We start from the raw sequence: 18,879 nt of genomic DNA on the forward strand, positions 1-18,879 counted from the left end.
ATCAGCGGGAACATCATTTGTAGAACTTTGGGAGCTTTACCGGCGGTGTGGTTGACGGCGGAACATCGTAGCTGCGCAACACCTGCCCCATGACCTGATTAAAGGTATACCCCTGGGTGACTCCATAGATGCTTCCTTGCGGGCGTTGGACAGTAATACCAACCACATACTTGGGATCCTCCATGGGAGCCATCCCGATAAATGAGGAGGTGTAGCCGTCAAAACCCACACCATTATCTGCCGGGGCCTCAGCGGTTCCTGTTTTGCCGCCTGTGCGGTAACCGGGGATGTTGACAACCTTGTAATCGCTCATGGTGACAACACCTTCAAGCATGTCCCTGGCTGATTGCGCTGTTGCCGGGCTGATGACTTCCACTCCCGGGGCCTGCGGGACGCTCTGCACTGCACCGTCAGCTGCGGTGAATGAGTCAATGATCGCCGGCTTAAGCCGCACACCGTTGTTGGCAACCGTCTGGAAGATCATGGTTGTTTGCAAAGGTGTCTGCGCTACGCCCTGCCCGAACAACACCGTATAGCGTTGGCGACCATCCCAGTTCTGCCAGTCGGCCAAAATACCGGGGCTTTCGCCGGGAAGAGCTATTCCGGTTTTTTCGCCCACACCAAATTTTCGCATGTAGTCATAGCGTTGCTTAAGACTCAGCTTGGAGCCCGCCATCACAGTTCCCGTGTTCATTGAATCGGCAATGATGCCCGCCAGTGTGCGCTGCTCAGTTCCATGTACAAAGGAATCGGAGAAGTTCTGTCCATCAATGTTTAACGTAGGTGGCACAAGATATTGGCTCATAGGAGTGGCCAGACCCTCTTGAACCAAAGCTGCGGCTGTCATGATTTTACTGGTTGACCCCGGCTCAACCACTGAACTCACCGTGCGTGAGCCGACGTTGGCTTTGTCGGCGGCCCCAACGTTATTTGGGTCATAGGAGTCGCTGTCGGCCAGCGCAATGACTTTTCCGGTCTTCACTTCAATAACACTGATGCTGGCCCAACTGGCATTGTACTGTTCTTTTTGCTGCTGGGCAGCTTGCTGTGCGTAGTACTGAATGTCTTGGTCTATTGTCAGTTTCACTGTCTGACCGTCAACCGCTGGTTCGGTCCGCACGGGAGCGGTGGGAATGATGATGCCGTTCTTACCTGCTTGGTAAGTCCGGGTTCCGTCGATCCCGGTGAGTTTGTCATTCATGGTTTGTTCAATGCCAGCCAACGGCGTGCCCTCAGCATCGACGAAACCAACGATGGGGCCACCTACGGCTCCCATGGGATAGACGCGTTTTGTCACTGCCTCGGAATAGATGCCGGGGATCCCCAGTTCAGCAACGTCCTTTTCAAGCAACGGGCTGACGTCCTGGGTAATGTAATTGAAGTTTTTATCTCCTGTGGCGTTCTTCTTTACGTCCTCGAACTTCAGCCCCAGTAGGTCTGCTAACTTCTGCAGTCCTTCGTCTTTGGTGATCTTTTCAATGCTGGACTTACCCGTTTTTTTATCAACGGTCCTGTGCTTATAGGTTGGGTACTCTGCCATGTTCACCTGGGAGACGGTGATGTTATAGCGAATAATACTCTCGGCTAAAACCTTACCCTTGGCATCAATAATCTTGCCTCTAACAGCGGGTAACTTTTGTACTACCGTGCGCTGATTTTCAGCAGCTTGGGCCATATTTGCAGTGTCTAGACCTTGAACCATGACCAACCGGCCAGCAATGACAAGCAGTAGGGCCATCATAAAGACAAAACCGACGCGCATCCGCCCGCGGCCAACCTTATTCAGTTGTAGTGGCTTAGCACCACGTGCTGACTTGATGGATTTGTTTGCCACTACTGTTTTCCTTGCGTTTTGACATTGGGAAGATCACTACTTCCCGTCGCGGTTATGACAGTGGTTAAACTTTAGCTGTCCTTTTGGCTGGGTGCCGGTATGGTTCCACCATTAAGGTCCGGAGTCGCTGTAGCTGGTACGGGCGCTGGCTCAGATTTGGCGGCAGCCTTCTGGGCAGCCTGCTCCCTCTGGGTAATTGCGCCCGGGCTCAGTGGAACAACTGCTGGTGGGGTATCCGCCGCTGGCACAGGCTTGTCAATCAATGCAGGTGGGATACTCACCAGGCCTTTGGTGTCAGGTGAGGCAGGCTGAGGAGACCCACTAACTTTTTTGGTCCGTACATCAATCTGCCCTGTCGAACCAGCAGGGACCATGCCTAACGCGGCAGCACGGGAGACAAGCTCCTGAGGCGCCTGCTTCGCAGCAATTTCCTGCTCCATCGTTTGATTAGCCTTGAGTAAGTCAGACTGCTGGTTCTTCAAACCCACCAATTCATATTGGCCTTTGGTGACGGAGATGCTCATCACAAGGACAACAGTCAGCGCGGCGACGACAACCAAGAACAAGATCACCACCAGTGAGGAACGGCTCCGCTTGGGAACGGAGACCACCAGAGACAGCGGGGCGCGGGCTTTCCACGACGTCGGTTTCGGTGCTGTTACTCCAACGTCCGGGGTAGCCACTGGCATGTTCAGGGCCCGGGCATTGTTACCTACGGTCACCGCTGTGGTGCGTGGTGCAAGCTGGCTCATTTGGCGCTCCCGACCCTGATTTTTTCAACTGCCCGAAGACGCGCTGATGCGGCCCTGGGGTTTTCTGCAATTTCTTCACTCGTGGGAATCTCGGTGCCCTTGGTGAGGCGTTTAAGTGTCGCTTTGTGCTCGTCCAACTCCACGGGAAATCCTGCCGGAGCAGATGAACGTGAACCTGCGGCGAAGACAGCTTTGACGATCTTGTCTTCCAAAGAGTGGTATGACATAACAACTGCACGCCCGTGCAGAGCCAGGGCATCAACCGCTGCCGGGATGGCTGTCTCGAGAGCACTCAGCTCCTCGTTAACCTCAATGCGTAACGCTTGGAAGGTTCGTTTTGCTGGGTGTCCACCTGTCCGCGCGGCCCCTGAGGGCACCACATTGCGAATGATTTCCACCAATTCACCGGTGCGCATCAGGGGTGCCTTGTCGCGGGCCGCCACAATGTGGTTTGCGATGCGACCGGCAAATTTTTCCTCGCCCCATTTGCGGATAATCCGCACCAGGTCTTCTTCCGAGTAGCTGTTAAGGATGTCGGCTGCGGTTTGGCCGCGACTGGTATCCATGCGCATGTCAAGGGGCGCATCAAAGGAATAAGCAAACCCGCGGTCGCGCTCATCCAGTTGAAGTGATGAAACACCTAGATCCATGAGGATTCCGTCAATACTGGGAATACCAAGATCAGCCAGCACCTCGGTGATCTCGTCGTAGACCGCATGCACTAGATCAGTGCGGTCCTGGAAGGGCGCCAACCGCTCCCCTGCCAACCCCAGCGCTTCTGTGTCCCTGTCAATGCCGATCAGGTGCAGGTCCGGGTAGCGTTGCAGCATGGCTTCGCTGTGCCCACCCATCCCCAAGGTGGCGTCAATAACCACAGGAGTGCGGCCGGCGGATCGGGCCAATTCAAAGGCTGGGGCCAACAGGTTTATGCATCGATCTTTCAGAACCGGAGTGTGGCGTTCAGACGTAGGTGGCGTGGGCAGTTCCGACGTCATCACGACTCCGTTTCTCTTGGGTCAAAATCGCAGGGGGTTGTGGACCCTTGCGGAAATCTAAATCTGGTAAAAGAAAATCTAATCCTGCAATTTTTCTAGCCTTACATTGGACAGTTGTCCTCCGTTAGTCAGCTGGCCTTGCTGGTTCACTTCACGCAACCGCAGGATTGGAATACGTGTCCTTAAACCAGATCCCCCTCCGCGCCGAGCCTTACCACGCCTGGCACCGGGGAAGGTGAGCCAGGATTGGTGTTGCTGGGCGGCTGGAGATCTCATTCAAGAGCACCGGCTAAGCCGAAGGAACTGCTACGTCGAGACGAGATTTTCCAAATTATTCCAACTGCGGGTACTTCATGTTGTGCAAACTTCCCGTAGGAGGCTTTCCTCAGTTAACGCCGGGTATTGCTGTTTCGTCAGTAGCCGAGAATCCGCTCTCCTTGGCTTCCAAATATGCATGCCACGAAGTTGCATCCCAGATCTCTGCCCGGCTGCCGGCGCCAATGACCACCAGTTCCTTCTCGAGACCGGCGTAGGAACGAAGGGTTCCAGGGATTGTCACCCGTCCTTGCTTGTCTGGCACTTCATCAGACGCACCAGAAAGAAAGATACGAATGTAATCCCGTGCCGCCATGTTGGACAGTGGAGCATCCTGCATCTGGGCTAGTACTTTTTCAAACTCTCGTGCACTGAAGACGTAAATGCAGTTTTCCTGCCCCTTAGTAAGGACAAGTCCGCTGGCTAGTTCCTCCCGGAACTTGGCGGGAAGAATGATCCGACCCTTCTCATCAAGGCGCGGTGAGTGTGTTCCAAGAAACAATCCCCCACCACCTTCATTTGTCGAGTCTGGAAACTACTCCAACCCATTCCCCTCTTACCTGCTCCACATTACTCCACAATCCTCCACGGTCAACTCAAGACATACCCATCTTTGCTACGTGTCGTGCATCAGTTCCTTGTTGTAGCGGCAATTTTCTCGGTGGGTCGGGGGTGGAGGAAAAAATTCAGATGTGGACGTTGCTGCGTGTCCGGGGTGCCTTGGAAGCCACTTTTATGGAGAGTTTCAGCGGCAAATGCCCTCTGGTGGGGCAAAGTGGAGGATGTTCTGGCCCGTGCAAGTTCTCAGCTAGAGCCGGTTCATCTCAGCTAGAGCCGGTTCACGGATTCCGCAGGAAACTCAGCCGCTCACTTCTCCAGATCTCCAGATTGTCCCCGGTCGCAAAAGCAACGATGGGCACGCAGGCTCACCCCGTCACGCGGCCGGCTATCTCTTCTGCCCGCGACAAGGGTTGACTTCGTTTCAAGTACCCCGCTGTTTTAAGTACCCCGGTCATCGCAGCACTCGGAATCCTGGAAAAAATGTGCCGCAGCAGAAACTACGACCCATAAGAGCCATTGGAGTGCGGGGCGCCAGGGAGGCAGGAAAGCGGAGGGAAAGATTTGATTTTTCTAAAAAATTTAGGGAACCCATGGTGGTTCCGCACGCATCAACGTAGGTCACTCAGCGCTGGAAGCGAACATTTTTGAGTGCATTTTGTGAGCATCTGGTCCGAATTGGCCATCTGTTCCACTGCAGGTGTTCTACTGCAGGTGTTCTACTGCAGGCTGGCGGGAGTTGCTACGGAGACGCTGATGATGGCCCACACCTCTGGGCACTGGAGGGAGCGAGCGTGTTCTCAGTGAATGGGCACAATGCAGCGCTGGCCAGTTTGTGAAGTCCGTAATGGGAACACCGTAATGGGAACACCAGCACAACAGCACTGTGCAGTGCGTACTGGAAGAAACCTACTGGAAGAAACGTACTGCAGGTGCGTACTGCATGAAAGGTCTACGGCTGGCGGCGACGCTCTTCCCATTTTTCTTCAAGACCGTTCATAAATCCGCTTTTTTGCTTGGCCCGGGTCTTATCCCCTGGCTTGTGCTCAGTCTGGTGCTGTGAGCCAAATCTCGGCTTTGAGACAGCCACGTAGACACCTCCACCCATGACTAGGAAGCCAACGATTCCAAGCGGGATCAAATGCAACGCCACACCGGCTAATAGCACCAACAAACCTGTGATCATGATCAACACACCAATGACGATGTTGCGTGTTGACAATGACTTCGTTGGGGCCGTTGACAGGGCGTGGGCAAACTTGGGATCTTCCGCATGCAGCTGCTGTTCTAATTGGTCCAGCAGTCTCTGCTCGTGCTCAGAGAGGGGCATGACGACCTCCTTCAGGTCAGGGCCATGGGCGTGTTAAAACGTTAACGAACATACTTGCCTATTGATTCCCACTGAACCGAATCCGCAATGCACTAGGTGCAATCTGGGTCCCGAGCGCCCGGGTATGAACAAGCGACGAAGTCATCTATGAATTAACTCCTACCACTAACAATAGGCTTGATTCTCTGGAACGGAAACCCATATCAGGTGCGTCAGCGATCGGGGTGCTGGGAACATTTTTTGATCACGTACGGATCACGTAGGGAACCCTTGGATTTGGGCACTTTTTACCCGCGTTGAGATGAGAGCCATGCGCTTTTGTTGGCGTCGCTAGGGAGCTCTTTACGCTCTGTCGCGAGGCTTAATGAGGCGTGCGGGAACAATTTTGGCGCTACCGAACCTTGCCGCAATAGCATCACCAACCACTTCGGCATTGCGTGAGTTGTCATCCCGAGGGTCCAAGGTGAACTGCAGCGGTGCGCCCGCAAGAGCATCCAGCTTTTCCATGCGCACCCCAATCAATCGCACACTTTGGGGCCGGACTCCTAGCGCGCGCAGAAGGGTCACCGCGCCGGCATAAATTTGTGTCGCACTGTCAGTTCCTGCGCTGAGCGTCTTGGACCGCGTGATGGATGAGAAGTCGGAATACTTGATTTTCAAAGAAAGCGTGTGCCCGCTCAACCCTGCTTCTCGAAGACGCCCTGCCACACGGTGGGAAAGTCTCAACAGTTCCCTGGTGAGGACTTCGTCGTCGAAGGTATCCACGGCGAACGTTTCCTCAGAACCGATGCTCTTCTCCTGGCGTTCACCGGTCACCGGCCTCGGATCTATCCCCCAGGAAAGCGAATGCAGTGCAGCCCCCGTGCTACCTAGCGCCTTCTGCAGGGAGGGCAGGGGTGTTGCAGCCACATCTGCCACAGTAAAGATCCCCAATCGAGCAAGGACCTGGCGCGTCTTTACTCCTACACCCCACAGGGCCTCAACAGGCAGGCTGTGGAGGTACTCCACGGTTTGCTCTTTTTCGATCAGGAGCATTCCGTTGGGTTTGCAACGCGTTGAGGCGACTTTAGCCACAAATTTACTGGCTGCAATACCCACCGACGCCGTGATGCCCACCTCTGCGGAAATGCGCGACCGAATCAACGCACCAATTTCTAGAGGTGTTCCCAACCGTCGCAATGAGCCACTGATATCAAGAAAGGCTTCATCCACGCTCAATTGCTCAACTTTGTCTGTAATGGAGCGGAAGACCGTCATGATCTCTCCTGAGACCTGCTGGTAAAGCTGGTGTCGAGGTGGGATTACGACGGCGGTTGGGCACAATCGCAGGGCCGTCACCATGGGCATAGCGGAACGAACCCCCACGCTGCGCGCTTCATAGGAAGCTGAAAGTACCACCGAACGTCCCTCAGGCTGGCCAACGATCACCATTTTGCCTCGTAGATCCGGGCTATCCCGCAGTTCAACAGTTACATAAAAGGCGTCCATGTCCACATGCATGATTGTGCAACCCTCTTGCTGGGACCCTCGGCGCTGCTGCGGTTGCTCATTCACCTCTCAAGTCTAGTGAGTGAACTTCTCTTGAACTCACTAGCGTGCTTGGAGCTCATCACAGTGACGGGCACAACACCTCCAGTATGCCTGGGCCTCTTCTTGGGTAAACTGGAGCCGATGCCATCGCACCAGCTCCGGCAGCTAAGGAAACAGTCATGACCAAATTCATCCCCCGCTCCTCGCGCATAGTGCCGTTATCGCGCATAGTGCCGTTATCTCGCAGATGTCTCTGGGCAGCTGGCGCAGTTTCTACCATTGTCCTTCTGACGGCTTGCTCCAGCCAGAGCACTCCTGTTTCGTCCGCCTCGGCCGCTTCGTCTGCTTCGTCCGCTTCGGCCTCCGCTGCCGCAACATCACCATCGGCGCCCATTAGCGCCGCCGCGGAAAGTTCGGCCACCCCGTCAGCACAGTCTGCGGTGAAGAAACTGGTTGCGGGTTTCCCTACAACAGTTTTGCCGCTCATGCCGGACGCCACAATTCAAGCTTCAAGCCTTGAGCACAACACTGACGTTTCGATGGCTTCAATGACAGCAAGTGTCACGGCCAGTTCAGCAGATGTATTGGCTTACTACACCAAGTCGTTGACCAGCCAAGGCTTTGAAGCGCAGCCTGGCGACGCAGTGGACGGCGTTCCGTTGAAGACATTCGTTCGGGCTCAGGGTCAGGAAATTGCCACAGTCTCTATAGTCCAGAGCGCGTCCACCGCGACCTTCACTATCGGCGCAACACTCCTGCCTGCCTCGTTTAGGTAAACCATCGACTCAAGTGACTACTCGATGTAAATACTCACTGACGCTGTCCAGACACTGGCACAAAGTCAGAACTCCAGCATTTTTGATCCCACAGGAAGGAATCTTGAAAGCATGAACACTACTTCCGTCCAAACCGGAGAACCCATGCGTGGGGAACACGACGCATTTATTACGGCTGTAGCGCAGCAATTGACTGAGTTCCTAGCCGAAAAGCACCAGCTACTGACGCAAATATCCCCAGCAACATTGGTTTTGGTGGATTCGATCTCGAAGCTCGTCACCGGCGGGAAACGGATGCGGGCGCTACTGTGCTATTGGGGATGGCGTGGTGCAGGGGGCGCTCCTGAGGCAAAGGCCATCATTCAGGCGGGGGCGGCGCTTGAACTGTTTCAGGCTGCGGCATTGATCCACGATGACATCATTGACCGCTCTGATACCCGCCGCGGAAGTCCAAGCGTGCACCGGCAGTTCAGCACTCTGCATAGCGAGAGCCAGTGGGCTTTAGATGATGAACGGTTTGGCCAGGCAGCCGCGATCCTTACTGGTGACTTGTGTTTGTCTCTCAGTGAAGAGATGTTTGCACGGATCAGCTCCGAAGGCGACAACCGCGCTCGGGAAATTTTTAATCTCATGCGCACGGAAGTCATGGCAGGGCAGTACCTGGATATTTTGGAGGAGGTTGCTGGCCCGTCCCAACCGCATAGCACTGCGGTGGCTCGAGCTTTGGCCATTATCCGTTTTAAGAGCGCAAAGTACTCCTCCGAGCATCCGCTGGTGCTGGGAGGGGCCTTGGCCGGTGGTGAAGATAGTTTACTGGCAGGCTACAGCTCGTTTGCCCTGCCACTGGGAGAGGCTTTCCAGTTGCGCGATGACGTCTTGGGAGTCTTTGGTGATCCGGTTCAAACCGGCAAGCCTGCTGGCGATGACCTGCGTGAAGGCAAGCGGACGGTGTTGGTGGGCTTGACTATAGATGCAAGCGTTGGGGCCGAACGAGAATTTGTTGATAGGAACTTGGGGAACCCTGAGCTAAGCGAGGACGACGTGGAGAGAGTCCGTTCCATCATGGTCCAGTGCGGTGCCCTTGAAAGCGCCGAAGAGCTGATTGCCCAGAGAAGCGATACTGCATTTGCTGCCCTTGCTCAGCTGCCCATTGAGGAGACCGTGACTGCTGCACTTGCGACTGTGGGCCGAGGCGCCGTCGCTAGAACGTCCTGAGCCTCGACTGATGGTGCTTAACTACTGATTCTTAACTAGTAGTAAAGGCCGGTGTCTTTGCGGGTTAGCAACCTCTGGCTGTCAACCCGCAAAGCTATCGAAAAATCTACCAGCCCAGGGCTGCCGCACGGCGGCGGATTTCAGTTTTGCGGCCCTCGCGCAGGGCATCTATTGGCCGCCCTGGCAGTGAATCATCCGCGGTGTAGAGCCATTCGATTGCTTGATTGTCCTCGAAGCCGGCATCGTGAAGCACGGAGATGGTGCCACGCAGGCTTTCCAGGATGTGGTCTCCTGCAATGAACTCAGCGGGAACTGCCCTGATTGAGCGCTCACCCACGCGGGAGGCCAGAAGGGAACCATCTTTAACCAAGGCATGAACTTTAGTGACCGAGACGTCAAGCATCTCGGCAACATCGGGTAGGGGCAACCATTCGCTAACTACTTTTTCAACATTACTCACAGATAAATGTTCCCACATATTGCTCTCAAGCATGCAAACACATGGGCGCTCAACCGATAATCCCAACAATTCCCACGTTCTTGTGTTCATTTTGTGCTCAATCCACATTGAAATTACCATCGAAGTCCCATTCGCACGGACTTTAGTGTAAATTCACTTCTAGTCACATGAGTAACATAAACACCAATGGCATCATCCGTAACGGAAATTTGAGGTACGCCCCGATGACTCCCCCACGCCCATCGCCCACTAGCGCCAAACAGTTGGTCGCAGTGGCCACAGCAGCCATTCCCGTGGTCATGCTTTCCTCCTTGGCTTTGGCCAGTCCCGCGACAGCGGCTCCGACGCAGATCAAGCCCCACGGCAGTCATGGCACCCTTGACGCACAGAAGGTCCTTGCGGCCGTAAAGGCGCGTACTGCTTCAAGTCACATTCCGGCCGCTGTGGTGGCTAGTTCAGTGCCCCGTACAGTTAGCACACAGGCTGTTAGCGCACGTGCTGTTAGCACACCAGTTGTTAAGGCACAGGCTGTTAGGGCACAGGCGTCGGCTTCCTCGACTCATACAGTCGCTGCTGGTGACACGGTCTCCGGCATCGCAGCCACCTTCGGTGTATCCGTTGAGTCTGTTCTTGCTTTAAATAAGATCTCAGCATCCACGATCATCCATCCCGGCAAGGTCCTGACCATCTCCGGATCCGGCGCTCCGGCGGGTGAATCTTCAAGCCCGGCGTCGTCCACTCAGAGCCACACTGTTCGTGCAGGTGAAACCCTCAGCGGGATTTCTGCCCAGTACGGCGTAAGCCTGGAAAGTGTTTACGCGTTGAACAGCCTCACTGGCAGTTCGATCATTCAGCCGGGGCAAGAAATTAAGGTCTCCGGAGAAACTGCAGAAGCACCCCAAGTCACCGAAAACGTGGCGGTTCCTGCCAGTGGCAATCAGTACGTGATCAAGGCTGGTGACACACTTTCCGCTATTGCGGCCAAGAACGATGTGAGCCTCGCGTCCCTCGTCGCTGCAAATGGTGGGGATGCTAAATCAGCGATCTACCCCGGAAAGACCTTGTCAATCCCGGGTTTGACTGCGGCCTCAAGCGATATCGTTCCCATCACGCCAGCTGAGTCTGGCACGGCTGCATCCACGGCGGAACTGACTCCAGAGCAGCAGGTCCCCAGCACTTTTCTGCACTACACCTACCCTGAGGCAGTAGTTAGTGATGCAAACGTCAACAAGTCTGCGCTCCTGGCAGCCCCGGCACCTTCCAGGGCACAGATGAAGGAAATGGTGGCCAGAACTGCGGCAGCAATGGGCGTCGATCCGGCACTTGCCATGGCGTTTGCCCAACAGGAGTCCGGATTCAACCACCAATCAGTCTCCCCAGCCAACGCCATCGGCACCATGCAGGTCATTCCTGATGCTGGCGAGTGGGCATCGGGTCTAGTGGGCCGCACACTGAACCTGCTTGATCCGCAGGACAACGTCACAGCAGGGGTCGCCATCATCCGGGCGTTGCATTCCGGTGCACCGAATGAAGATCAGGCCATTGCAGGTTATTACCAGGGCCAGTACTCCGTCAGCGTCCATGGCATGTTCAACGACACTGTGAATTACGTAGCCGGCATTAAAGCTAACCGCGAGCTTTTCCGCTAACAACTGCCAGCCAGTGACTGCAGGGAGCAAAAAGTACGCTCTCAACGAAAAGGGGACCCCCGCACGGTGTTGCGGGAGGTCCCCTTTGCTTTCAACTCCTAAGCTGGAAGAGTGCAAGAAGTCTCCCCTGACCCCCTGATAGGGTCCACGATCGATGGGCGCTACCTAATTCTCTCAAAGGTGGCGCACGGCGGCATGTCCACTGTGTACCTAGCAACTGACCTCCGGCTGGGGCGGAACATCGCATTAAAGATCCTACATCCGCATTTAGCCACGGACAGTGCCTTCATCGAACGGCTGGGTCGTGAGGCGCAGAGCGCTGCCAGCCTCTCACACCCGCACGTGGTGCAGATCCATGACCACGGGGTGGGACCGCAGCACGCCTACCTAGTTTTTGAATTCATCGATGGCAATACTTTGCGCGATGTTATTAATGAGAACGGTGCGCTGAGCCCGCGCCAGGCTTTGGATCTTTTGGACCCGATCGTGGAAGGTTTGGCCGCAGCACACAACGCCGGGTTAGTGCACCGGGACGTGAAGCCTGAAAATGTTCTGATTTCTCGTCAAGGGTGGGTAAAGATTGGCGACTTTGGGCTCTCCCGCGCCATCAGCACCTCCACTAACACGGCCACTCTTCTGGGTACTGTCGGGTACATTGCCCCGGAGCTTGCAAGCGGTCACGGCGGGGATGCGCGTAGCGATATTTATTCCGCAGGCATTATGCTCTACGAGCTTCTCACGGGTGTGCAGCCTTTCCGGGGCACCATGCCTGTGGCTGTGGTCATGGCCCACATTCAGGACGATGTCCCAGCCCCCTCCTTGGCGGTTCCCACCCTGCCACCTGTCATGGACGAACTTGTTCGCTACATGACCGAAAAGGATCCCGAAAACCGCCCTGCCAATGGCGCAGCGCTACTGGAGGATCTTCGTCATATTCGCCAGACCCTGACACCAACCGAACTGGACGCTGGCGCCAGCGGCAACAGCGCTACCGGCAACAGCGGCAGTCCCACAGACAGTCCCACAGGCAGTCCCACAGGCAGTCCCACAGGCAGTCCCACAGAAATCATCACAACAGCTACCCCGGCCTCTGAACCCACGGGCATCGTGGCATCCCCCAACTTCCCCACTTCTGTCTTACCTCAGCCGTCAAGGTTGTATGCCGATGATCCCCGCCAGAGCCATCAGGGTGCGGGCAATGCGGGAAGTTCCGGCGCTTACGGCGTGTCGCAGGAGAAGTACGACGCCGGGCCGAACCTCACCGCGGCCATCGGCGCAGGTGCCTACCTCGGGATAGGTGAGAAGGAAAATACTCTCTCACTATCGAAGCGCCAACGTGCAGCAGCCGCAAAATCGCGCGCCAAGGCTGCAGCAACTCCGCAAAAGACGTTGGGTTCAAAGAATCCTCGTCGTCGGGCTCTGCTGTGGATCATGTTGGTGGTTGTTCTTGGTGTCATTGCTGCCACTGCAGGCTGGTTCTTGGCATTGGGTCCAGGCGCCTTGGCGACGGTGCCTGATGTACACAATAAGACTGTGCCGCAAGCGCAGGACATACTCCGCACGGCAGGATTCGGGCTGACTCCCACTACGGATGTGTTTGATGAAAAGGTGGCGGCCGGCTTCGTCGTTTCCACCGACCCCACAGCTGGGGAATCAATCCGAAAATTCAACGGTGTCACCCTGGCAGTCTCCCGCGGTCCGCTCCTCTACGCAGTGCCCACACTTGTTGGGCTACAGCTCGGTGATGCGAAACAAGCTCTCTCTGATGCGCATCTGGCTGTTGGCAACGTCACCGAAGCCTTTGATGAAAAGGTCGCTACCGGCGTCGTAGTGGCCCAGGAGATTGCTGCAGGTAAGGAATTCCGTGGGAACACAAAAGTAAATATTTCTGTCTCTAAGGGCCCCAAACCCATTCCCGTGCCGTCCGTGACGGGACAGCCACAGGATCAGGCAGTGGCCGCGTTGAAGGCTGTTGGACTCGTCGCCGCCATTGCCCCGGAGCAAGCCAACAGCGCTTCCATTCCCGCTGGGTCTGTTATCTCCGCTTCCCCCGATTCCGGAGAGCTCAAGGCCGGGGACTCAGTCACCCTTACCCTCTCTAAAGGGCCACGCTTGATCGAAGTACCGAGTTTTGTTGGAAAACAGCTGAACGTGGCCCGCCCCGCCTTGGAAGAATTGGGCTTTAAGGTCGAGATCAAAGAAGGCGCGTTCGGCATAATCTTCGGTACCGTGGCCACCCAAAATCCAAGATCCGGGCAGCACCCTGAAGGCACAACCATCACGTTGGGTGTTGTGTAACTCTCCGCAAGAGAAAACTGCCGGCCCCCACCTTTTTTACAAGGTGAGGCCGGCATTTTTGTCATGTATTGATTTTTTGCAATAAATTACTTGGACTTGCGTAGAGCCTCGGAGACTAGGAACGCCATTTCAAGTGATTGCTTATGGTTCAAGCGTGGATCACACACCGACTCATAGCCGGTGAGGAAAGCTTCCTGGTCAATGGGATCCGCGCCACCAAGGCACTCCGCTACGTCATCCCCTGTCATCTCCACATGCAGACCACCGGGGAAGGTGCCCTGGGCCTCATGAACTTCAAAGAAACCGCGTACTTCATCAATGACGTCGTCAAAGTTGCGGGTTTTGTACCCGTTGGGCGAGGTGACAGTGTTGCCGTGCATCGGATCGGTGACCCAGAGGACTTGAGCTCCGGAAGCTGTCACCTTTTCAACCAGGTTCGGTAGCTTCTCACGGATATTTGTAGCACCCATCCGAGTGATGAATGTCAGGCGTCCAGGTTCGCGGTTGGGATCCAGCTTCTCGATGAGGCGCAGCGCATCATCTGAAGTTGTGGTGGGGCCAAGTTTGACACCAATGGGGTTGCGGACTCGAGAAAGAAAATCGACGTGGGCCGAATCCAGATCCCGGGTACGCTCGCCGATCCACAAGAAGTGGGCGGATGTGTCGTAAGGCAGCCCTGTGCGTGAGTCAATGCGTGTCAACGCCCGCTCATAGTCAAGTAGCAGTGCCTCGTGACTGGCGAAGAACTCCACTGTCTTGAGTGCTTCAAAGTCCGCACCGCAGGAGGTCATGAACTTAATGGCGCTGTCGATATCCTTGGCCAAGCGCTCATAACGGCTGTGCGCCGGGTTGGAGGTGAAACCGCGGTTCCATTCGTGCACGCTGCGCAGATCCGCGAATCCACCCTGCGTGAACGCCCGGATGAGGTTCAGCGTTGAGGCCGAGGTATGGTACGCCTTGAGCATGCGTGCTGGGTCATGCCGCCGGGACTCAGGGGTGAATTCGAAACCGTTGACGATGTCGCCGCGGTAAGCAGGCAACGTCACCCCGTCACGCGTTTCATCGTTGGAGGAACGCGGTTTGGCGAATTGACCCGCCATACGCCCCATCTTGATGACGGGAAGCTGTGCCCCATAGGTAAGTACCACGGCCATCTGCAAAATTGTCTTTACCCGTGCACTGATCTTATCGGCCGTTGCAGCCTCGAAGGTTTCAGCACAGTCTCCACCTTGGAGAAGGAACGCCTCACCTTGAGCGGCCTTGGCCAGACGTGAACGCAGGACATCAACTTCGCCAGCAAACACCAGCGGCGGCACGGAGGAAAGTTCCTTCACGGTAGCCGCGAAGTGGGGGTCCTTTGCCCATGTAGGCTGCTGCGCGATGGGCAGCTCACGCCAGCTGTCAAGCCCCGGATAAACAGCCGCCCCAGGGACGGGCGTTGTAGCAATGGGGTCTTGCGAGGCAGTGTATGTTAGATCGTTCACCGCTTAAGCCTATCCCGCCCGAGCGCACGCCACCAACCAGTCCGCTTCATGAGATGCCGACGCTTTTACCAGCGCTATTGAGCGGGCCTTGGACGCCTCATTTTTCGGTAGGATCCGCATCGGGGTCGGTAGTTTCTTCAACGGTTGCAGGCTCCGGGGTGGGCTTGGCTTTTTTAGTGCCGATCACTGTTACCGTCCCCGGCAACACAGCAGAAGCTGCTCCCAGTCTCACTGCGTCACCAGCATTTTTTGCGGCTTGGGCTACTTTGGCAGGTACGGCCTTGATTGCCTTCTCGGTAGCAAGTTTATCCTTGACAGTCGTGGCATAGGAATCAACATATTCCTGTCCGGAAAGCCTCATGAGTTCGTACATGATCTCATCGGTGACAGAACGTTGCACAAATCTGTCATCCGACATTCCCTGGTACCTGCTGAAATCCATAGGCTCCCCAAAAATCACGCCAAGGCGTCGAATCGTGGGAATCCGGCGCCCAATGGGCTGAACCTTGTCAGTGCCAATCATGGCAACGGGGATCACGGGCACGTTGGCAGTCAGTATCAACTTAGCTACTCCCACTTTTCCCCGGTAAAGGCGGCCATCGTGGCTACGGGTACCTTCGGGATATATCCCCAGCAAGCCGCCACCGTTGAGCACATCAACACCAGTTTGCAAGGAATCCGCCGATGCCGCCCCACCTGAACGGTCCATAGGCAGCTGATTTGTGAGTTTAAAAAAGGCTGCTGTTAGGCGTCCTTTGATGCCACGACCAGTAAAGTAGTCACTCTTTGCCAGAAACACCACCGGCCGTGGCACCATCAGCGGCATAAAGATGGAATCTGAAAACGAAAGATGGTTACTGGCCAGCACTGCGGGCCCCTCAAGAGGCAAGTTATCCAGACCCTTCGTCCAGGGCCGGAACAGCACCTTCAAAACGGGGCCGAGGAATATTTTCTTTAGTACCCAATAGATCACGGTGGTGTTCCTCCTCTGACTCTGCCGGTTACGCTCTGGCTCTGCCGGTTACAAGCGACCCGGGTCCATTGCGCTACCCCACAACGGACGTATCAACAGTAGTCTAGTGAAAGCGGCACAAAATCGCCTCAGCACGGCCGCGTCACCATAAAAAGCGTTCCCCGGCCTCAGTTACCGGGAAGGAAAGGAGTCAGCCTCAATGGCACAGTCGTTCCGATCTCCAGGTCATGGGGATTATTCAAAAATTGGCGTGGCGGTATGCCACGGTTTCACCGGCTCACCTATCAGCATGCGGGGCTGGAGCGAGTACCTGGCAGACACAGGATTCGCCGTGAACATGCCGCTGCTGGCAGGCCACGGCACGTCATGGCAGGAATTGGCCAAAACCCCGTGGCAGCATTGGTACCGCGATTTTGAGGCTGCCTATCTGGAACTTGCTGCTCGCTGTGACACCGTTTTCGTGGCGGGCCTGTCTATGGGCGGGGCTCTAGCGCTGCGTGTGGCTGCACTGCATCCTGTGGCAGGAGTGGCAGTAGTGAATCCAGGTCTGACGTTTAATGACAACAGAGCGAAATACTCCGGTTTGCTGAAATATGTGCTCAAGAGTGTGCCAGCCATTGGCGATGACATGAAACTACAGGGCGTCAGCGAGGGGGCATACACCCGTACGCCCGTGGCGGCTGTCCATCAGCTCTCGCAACTTTTCCAGAACACCATCGAACTTCTCCCCCGCGTCACAGCACCAACCCTGGTGTTCCGCTCAACAGTGGATAACGTTGTTCCAGATTCCAGCCTTGAGCTCCTGAAGCAAAAGGTCTCCAGCACTGACGTAAAGGTTATTCCGCTGGAAAACAGTTACCATGTAGCCACAATGGACAACGATGCCCCCCTGATCTTTTCCCAGTCTGCAGACTTCTTCCGAAGGAATCTTCATGCAATCTGACCCTGGCGCGGATACCCCGCACACCGGCGGTAATGACGAGGAAGTGTGGCTGGATCTTGTCTCCCGCCTCGAATCAGGCAATGACGCGTTCATGGACGCGCCCCATTCCCTGAGCCAGGAATTAGCCACAGACCAGGACCCAGCGGACGATCAAGAATCAGAATCTAAGGGGGTCGTTGACTTTGACCCATTGGGTGTTTGGCAGCGCGAATCGGAGCCTGCACCTCACGAAGCCAGCCCCGAGGAACTTGCTGAACACTCTGGAACTGCCAATGACGTCACCACTTTTGGCCCCCGAGATTACCTTAGTGACGACGGCGAAGAAGAGTTTGTGCCGGAAGAACTACCCAGCCTGCGCAATACCGAACCAGCCCTTATGCTTGCCTGGATTGGTGCGGCAGGTGGCCCACTGTTCCTTGTCTTCTCGGCAATTTTTTGGCGATCAATACCCATGACATTTATCTTTGGCGTCATCGTGGCATTTCTGGCGGGCACGGGCTACCTATTGTTCCGTCTGCCCGATCACCGGGACCATGACAGCGGCGACGGCGCCGTCGTATAGGTTTTCCAGACCCCGGGTTATCACTACCTAGTGTTTTCATGACCCCGAACCCGTGCCAGGTCCGCGGCGCCGATCAAGCCCGCTGATGGGCCCAACTGGCCCACCGTGATGAGCGCTTCTTGGCGGTAGCCTCGTCCTGTTAGATTCCGTGAAAAAGCCCGACGCGCGGGCTCAAGCAGGAGGTCACCGGCGGCGCTGAGACCGCCACCGATGATAAAAATTGCTGGGTCAAGGGCAGCCGCCAGATTCGCTATTCCCAAACCCAGCCAGTCACCCACTTCTGCCACCAGTTCTTGGGCAGTGGCTTCGCCAGCCAAGGCTAGTTCGGTGACAACATTGCCTGTGATCTCCTTGGGGCGGCCGTGGGTTGCCGCAAGCAGACCCGCCGCCATGGGCGAGTGCTTTCTAGCCAGTTCGCGGCCTTCTCGCCCCAGTGCATTACCTGAAGCATACTGCTCCCAACATCCTCGGTTGCCACATTCGCAACGGTGCCCACCGGGCATGATGATTTGATGCCCAAACTCACCAGCCATACCAAAACTGCCGCGTTCAACCCGGCCGTTGATCATCAACGCCCCACCAATTCCTGTCCCCAGCGTCAACATAAGCAGCCTGTCGTGGCCGCGTCCGGCACCAAACCGCCATTCCGCCCAAGCAGCAGCATCTGCGTCGTTCGTTAGGACAACCGGGCGCTGAAGCAAGGTCTCCAGGGTGTCCCGCAATGGCTCATCACGCCAGGCAAGGTGGGGGCTGAAGACAACCTTGGTTCCTGCCAAGTCCATCCACCCCGCGGCTCCGATGCCAACCGATGCAAACTCGTACCTTGCACCTAGCTCATGGACTAATTCCACAATCACAGCCTCCACTGCCCGTGCGTCACGGCCGGGAGTGCAGCGCCTGAGTTCTTCAAGGATGACGCCGTTGCTGTCAACCACACCGGCAGCCACTTTTGTGCCACCAATGTCGATCCCGAGCGCTAACGGGGTTCGTGTCTTTGGAGGCTGGTTGATGCAGCCGGATGAATCGGGTCCATTGTTAGGCGGTGGCGGGAACATCCCATAATTCTAGTCAGCTATATACGCCGTCCACGCCACATTGAAAGTGTGAGCTGAACAACATAAAGTTACCAACGGGTAACATCGCGTTCGGGGCGAATCACGTACTTGGCGGATAGAGTAAAGCAACTAGATCGCAGGCCCACTTAT

Annotated in this window: 17 protein-coding genes; 6 read left to right on the forward strand and 11 right to left on the reverse strand. The window is 55.9% G+C overall.

The genetic code is table 11. From position 1 onward, the window contains the following. Positions 1–13: 13 nt before the first annotated feature. The 7 genes from QMG40_RS13430 to QMG40_RS13460 form a co-directional block, all read right to left on the reverse strand. The gene (locus QMG40_RS13430) at positions 14–1,834 is read right to left on the reverse strand and encodes a peptidoglycan D,D-transpeptidase FtsI family protein (RefSeq protein WP_283531573.1); all 1,821 of its coding nucleotides are present in this window, start codon (positions 1,832–1,834) and stop codon (positions 14–16) included. A gap of 71 nt (positions 1,835–1,905) precedes the next feature. Next, positions 1,906–2,586, reverse strand: coding sequence for a hypothetical protein (locus tag QMG40_RS13435; RefSeq protein WP_283531574.1), 681 nt, complete (start codon positions 2,584–2,586; stop codon positions 1,906–1,908). Next, entirely contained in the window at positions 2,583–3,581 is a 999-nt protein-coding gene (gene rsmH / locus QMG40_RS13440) for a 16S rRNA (cytosine(1402)-N(4))-methyltransferase RsmH (RefSeq protein ID WP_283531576.1), read from the reverse strand. The genes QMG40_RS13435 and rsmH overlap by 4 nt, the downstream gene beginning before the upstream one ends. A 385-nt stretch (positions 3,582–3,966) precedes the next feature. Continuing rightward, positions 3,967–4,398 (reverse strand): division/cell wall cluster transcriptional repressor MraZ, encoded by a 432-nt coding sequence (gene mraZ / locus QMG40_RS13445; protein ID WP_283531577.1) that lies wholly within the window; start codon positions 4,396–4,398, stop codon positions 3,967–3,969. A gap of 1,008 nt (positions 4,399–5,406) precedes the next feature. After that, positions 5,407–5,784 carry a DUF3040 domain-containing protein gene (locus QMG40_RS13450; protein ID WP_283531578.1) on the reverse strand — a complete coding sequence of 126 codons (378 nt, stop codon included), beginning with the start codon at positions 5,782–5,784 and terminating at the stop codon, positions 5,407–5,409. Between the two features lie 342 nt (positions 5,785–6,126). Next, on the reverse strand, positions 6,127–7,338 hold the full coding sequence (gene dinB, locus QMG40_RS13455; protein ID WP_459253011.1) for a DNA polymerase IV: 1,212 nt from the start codon (positions 7,336–7,338) through the stop codon (positions 6,127–6,129). A gap of 55 nt (positions 7,339–7,393) precedes the next feature. Further along, positions 7,394–7,801, reverse strand: coding sequence for a hypothetical protein (locus tag QMG40_RS13460; protein ID WP_283531579.1), 408 nt, complete (start codon positions 7,799–7,801; stop codon positions 7,394–7,396). A gap of 52 nt (positions 7,802–7,853) precedes the next feature. On the opposite strand from QMG40_RS13460, the gene QMG40_RS13465 reads away from it, so the two are divergent. Both QMG40_RS13465 and QMG40_RS13470 read left to right on the forward strand, forming a co-directional pair. Next, entirely contained in the window at positions 7,854–8,090 is a 237-nt protein-coding gene (locus QMG40_RS13465) for a hypothetical protein (RefSeq protein ID WP_283531580.1), read from the forward strand. 111 nt (positions 8,091–8,201) lie between these two features. Next, positions 8,202–9,305 carry a polyprenyl synthetase family protein gene (locus QMG40_RS13470; RefSeq protein WP_283531581.1) on the forward strand — a complete coding sequence of 368 codons (1,104 nt, stop codon included), beginning with the start codon at positions 8,202–8,204 and terminating at the stop codon, positions 9,303–9,305. A 106-nt stretch (positions 9,306–9,411) separates the two neighbouring features. On the opposite strand, the gene QMG40_RS13475 is transcribed toward QMG40_RS13470, so the two are convergent. Beyond that, the gene (locus QMG40_RS13475; RefSeq protein WP_283531582.1) at positions 9,412–9,765 is read right to left on the reverse strand and encodes an Rv2175c family DNA-binding protein; all 354 of its coding nucleotides are present in this window, start codon (positions 9,763–9,765) and stop codon (positions 9,412–9,414) included. 167 nt (positions 9,766–9,932) lie between these two features. On the opposite strand from QMG40_RS13475, the gene QMG40_RS13480 reads away from it, so the two are divergent. Both QMG40_RS13480 and QMG40_RS13485 read left to right on the forward strand, forming a co-directional pair. After that, positions 9,933–11,414, forward strand: a complete 1,482-nt coding sequence (locus tag QMG40_RS13480) for a lytic transglycosylase (protein WP_349361623.1) — start codon at positions 9,933–9,935, stop codon at positions 11,412–11,414. Positions 11,415–11,525: 111 nt separating this feature from the next. Further along, entirely contained in the window at positions 11,526–13,712 is a 2,187-nt protein-coding gene (locus QMG40_RS13485; protein WP_283531583.1) for a Stk1 family PASTA domain-containing Ser/Thr kinase, read from the forward strand. 86 nt (positions 13,713–13,798) lie between these two features. On the opposite strand, the gene QMG40_RS13490 is transcribed toward QMG40_RS13485, so the two are convergent. Together QMG40_RS13490 and QMG40_RS13495 are read right to left on the reverse strand one after the other, a co-directional pair. Next, positions 13,799–15,196 carry a class II 3-deoxy-7-phosphoheptulonate synthase gene (locus QMG40_RS13490; RefSeq protein WP_283531584.1) on the reverse strand — a complete coding sequence of 466 codons (1,398 nt, stop codon included), beginning with the start codon at positions 15,194–15,196 and terminating at the stop codon, positions 13,799–13,801. 97 nt (positions 15,197–15,293) lie between these two features. Then, positions 15,294–16,169 carry a lysophospholipid acyltransferase family protein gene (locus QMG40_RS13495; protein WP_283531585.1) on the reverse strand — a complete coding sequence of 292 codons (876 nt, stop codon included), beginning with the start codon at positions 16,167–16,169 and terminating at the stop codon, positions 15,294–15,296. 199 nt (positions 16,170–16,368) lie between these two features. Between QMG40_RS13495 and QMG40_RS13500 the strand changes: the two genes are divergently transcribed. Next, positions 16,369–17,112 (forward strand): alpha/beta hydrolase, encoded by a 744-nt coding sequence (locus QMG40_RS13500; protein WP_283531586.1) that lies wholly within the window; start codon positions 16,369–16,371, stop codon positions 17,110–17,112. Beyond that, positions 17,102–17,674 (forward strand): hypothetical protein, encoded by a 573-nt coding sequence (locus QMG40_RS13505; protein WP_283531587.1) that lies wholly within the window; start codon positions 17,102–17,104, stop codon positions 17,672–17,674. The genes QMG40_RS13500 and QMG40_RS13505 overlap by 11 nt, the downstream gene beginning before the upstream one ends. 23 nt (positions 17,675–17,697) lie before the next feature. Here QMG40_RS13505 and QMG40_RS13510 read toward each other — a convergent pair whose 3' ends face one another. After that, positions 17,698–18,729, reverse strand: coding sequence for an ROK family glucokinase (locus tag QMG40_RS13510; protein WP_283531588.1), 1,032 nt, complete (start codon positions 18,727–18,729; stop codon positions 17,698–17,700). Positions 18,730–18,879 lie beyond the last annotated feature (150 nt).

This window comes from Arthrobacter antibioticus (genome assembly GCF_030063205.1).
Classification (GTDB): Bacteria; Actinomycetota; Actinomycetes; order Actinomycetales; family Micrococcaceae; genus Specibacter.

Coding starts and splice junctions, on each gene's coding strand:
- QMG40_RS13435 (WP_283531574.1), bottom strand. CDS start 2,586: ATGAGCCAGCTTGCACCACGCACCACAGCGGTGACCGTAGGTAACAAT.
- rsmH (WP_283531576.1), bottom strand. CDS start 3,581: ATGACGTCGGAACTGCCCACGCCACCTACGTCTGAACGCCACACTCCG.
- QMG40_RS13450 (WP_283531578.1), bottom strand. CDS start 5,784: ATGCCCCTCTCTGAGCACGAGCAGAGACTGCTGGACCAATTAGAACAG.
- QMG40_RS13460 (WP_283531579.1), bottom strand. CDS start 7,801: ATGAGCGGCAAAACTGTTGTAGGGAAACCCGCAACCAGTTTCTTCACC.
- QMG40_RS13465 (WP_283531580.1), top strand. CDS start 7,854: ATGGCTTCAATGACAGCAAGTGTCACGGCCAGTTCAGCAGATGTATTG.
- QMG40_RS13470 (WP_283531581.1), top strand. CDS start 8,202: ATGAACACTACTTCCGTCCAAACCGGAGAACCCATGCGTGGGGAACAC.
- QMG40_RS13480 (WP_349361623.1), top strand. CDS start 9,933: ATGAGTAACATAAACACCAATGGCATCATCCGTAACGGAAATTTGAGG.
- QMG40_RS13500 (WP_283531586.1), top strand. CDS start 16,369: ATGGCACAGTCGTTCCGATCTCCAGGTCATGGGGATTATTCAAAAATT.
- QMG40_RS13505 (WP_283531587.1), top strand. CDS start 17,102: ATGCAATCTGACCCTGGCGCGGATACCCCGCACACCGGCGGTAATGAC.
- QMG40_RS13510 (WP_283531588.1), bottom strand. CDS start 18,729: ATGTTCCCGCCACCGCCTAACAATGGACCCGATTCATCCGGCTGCATC.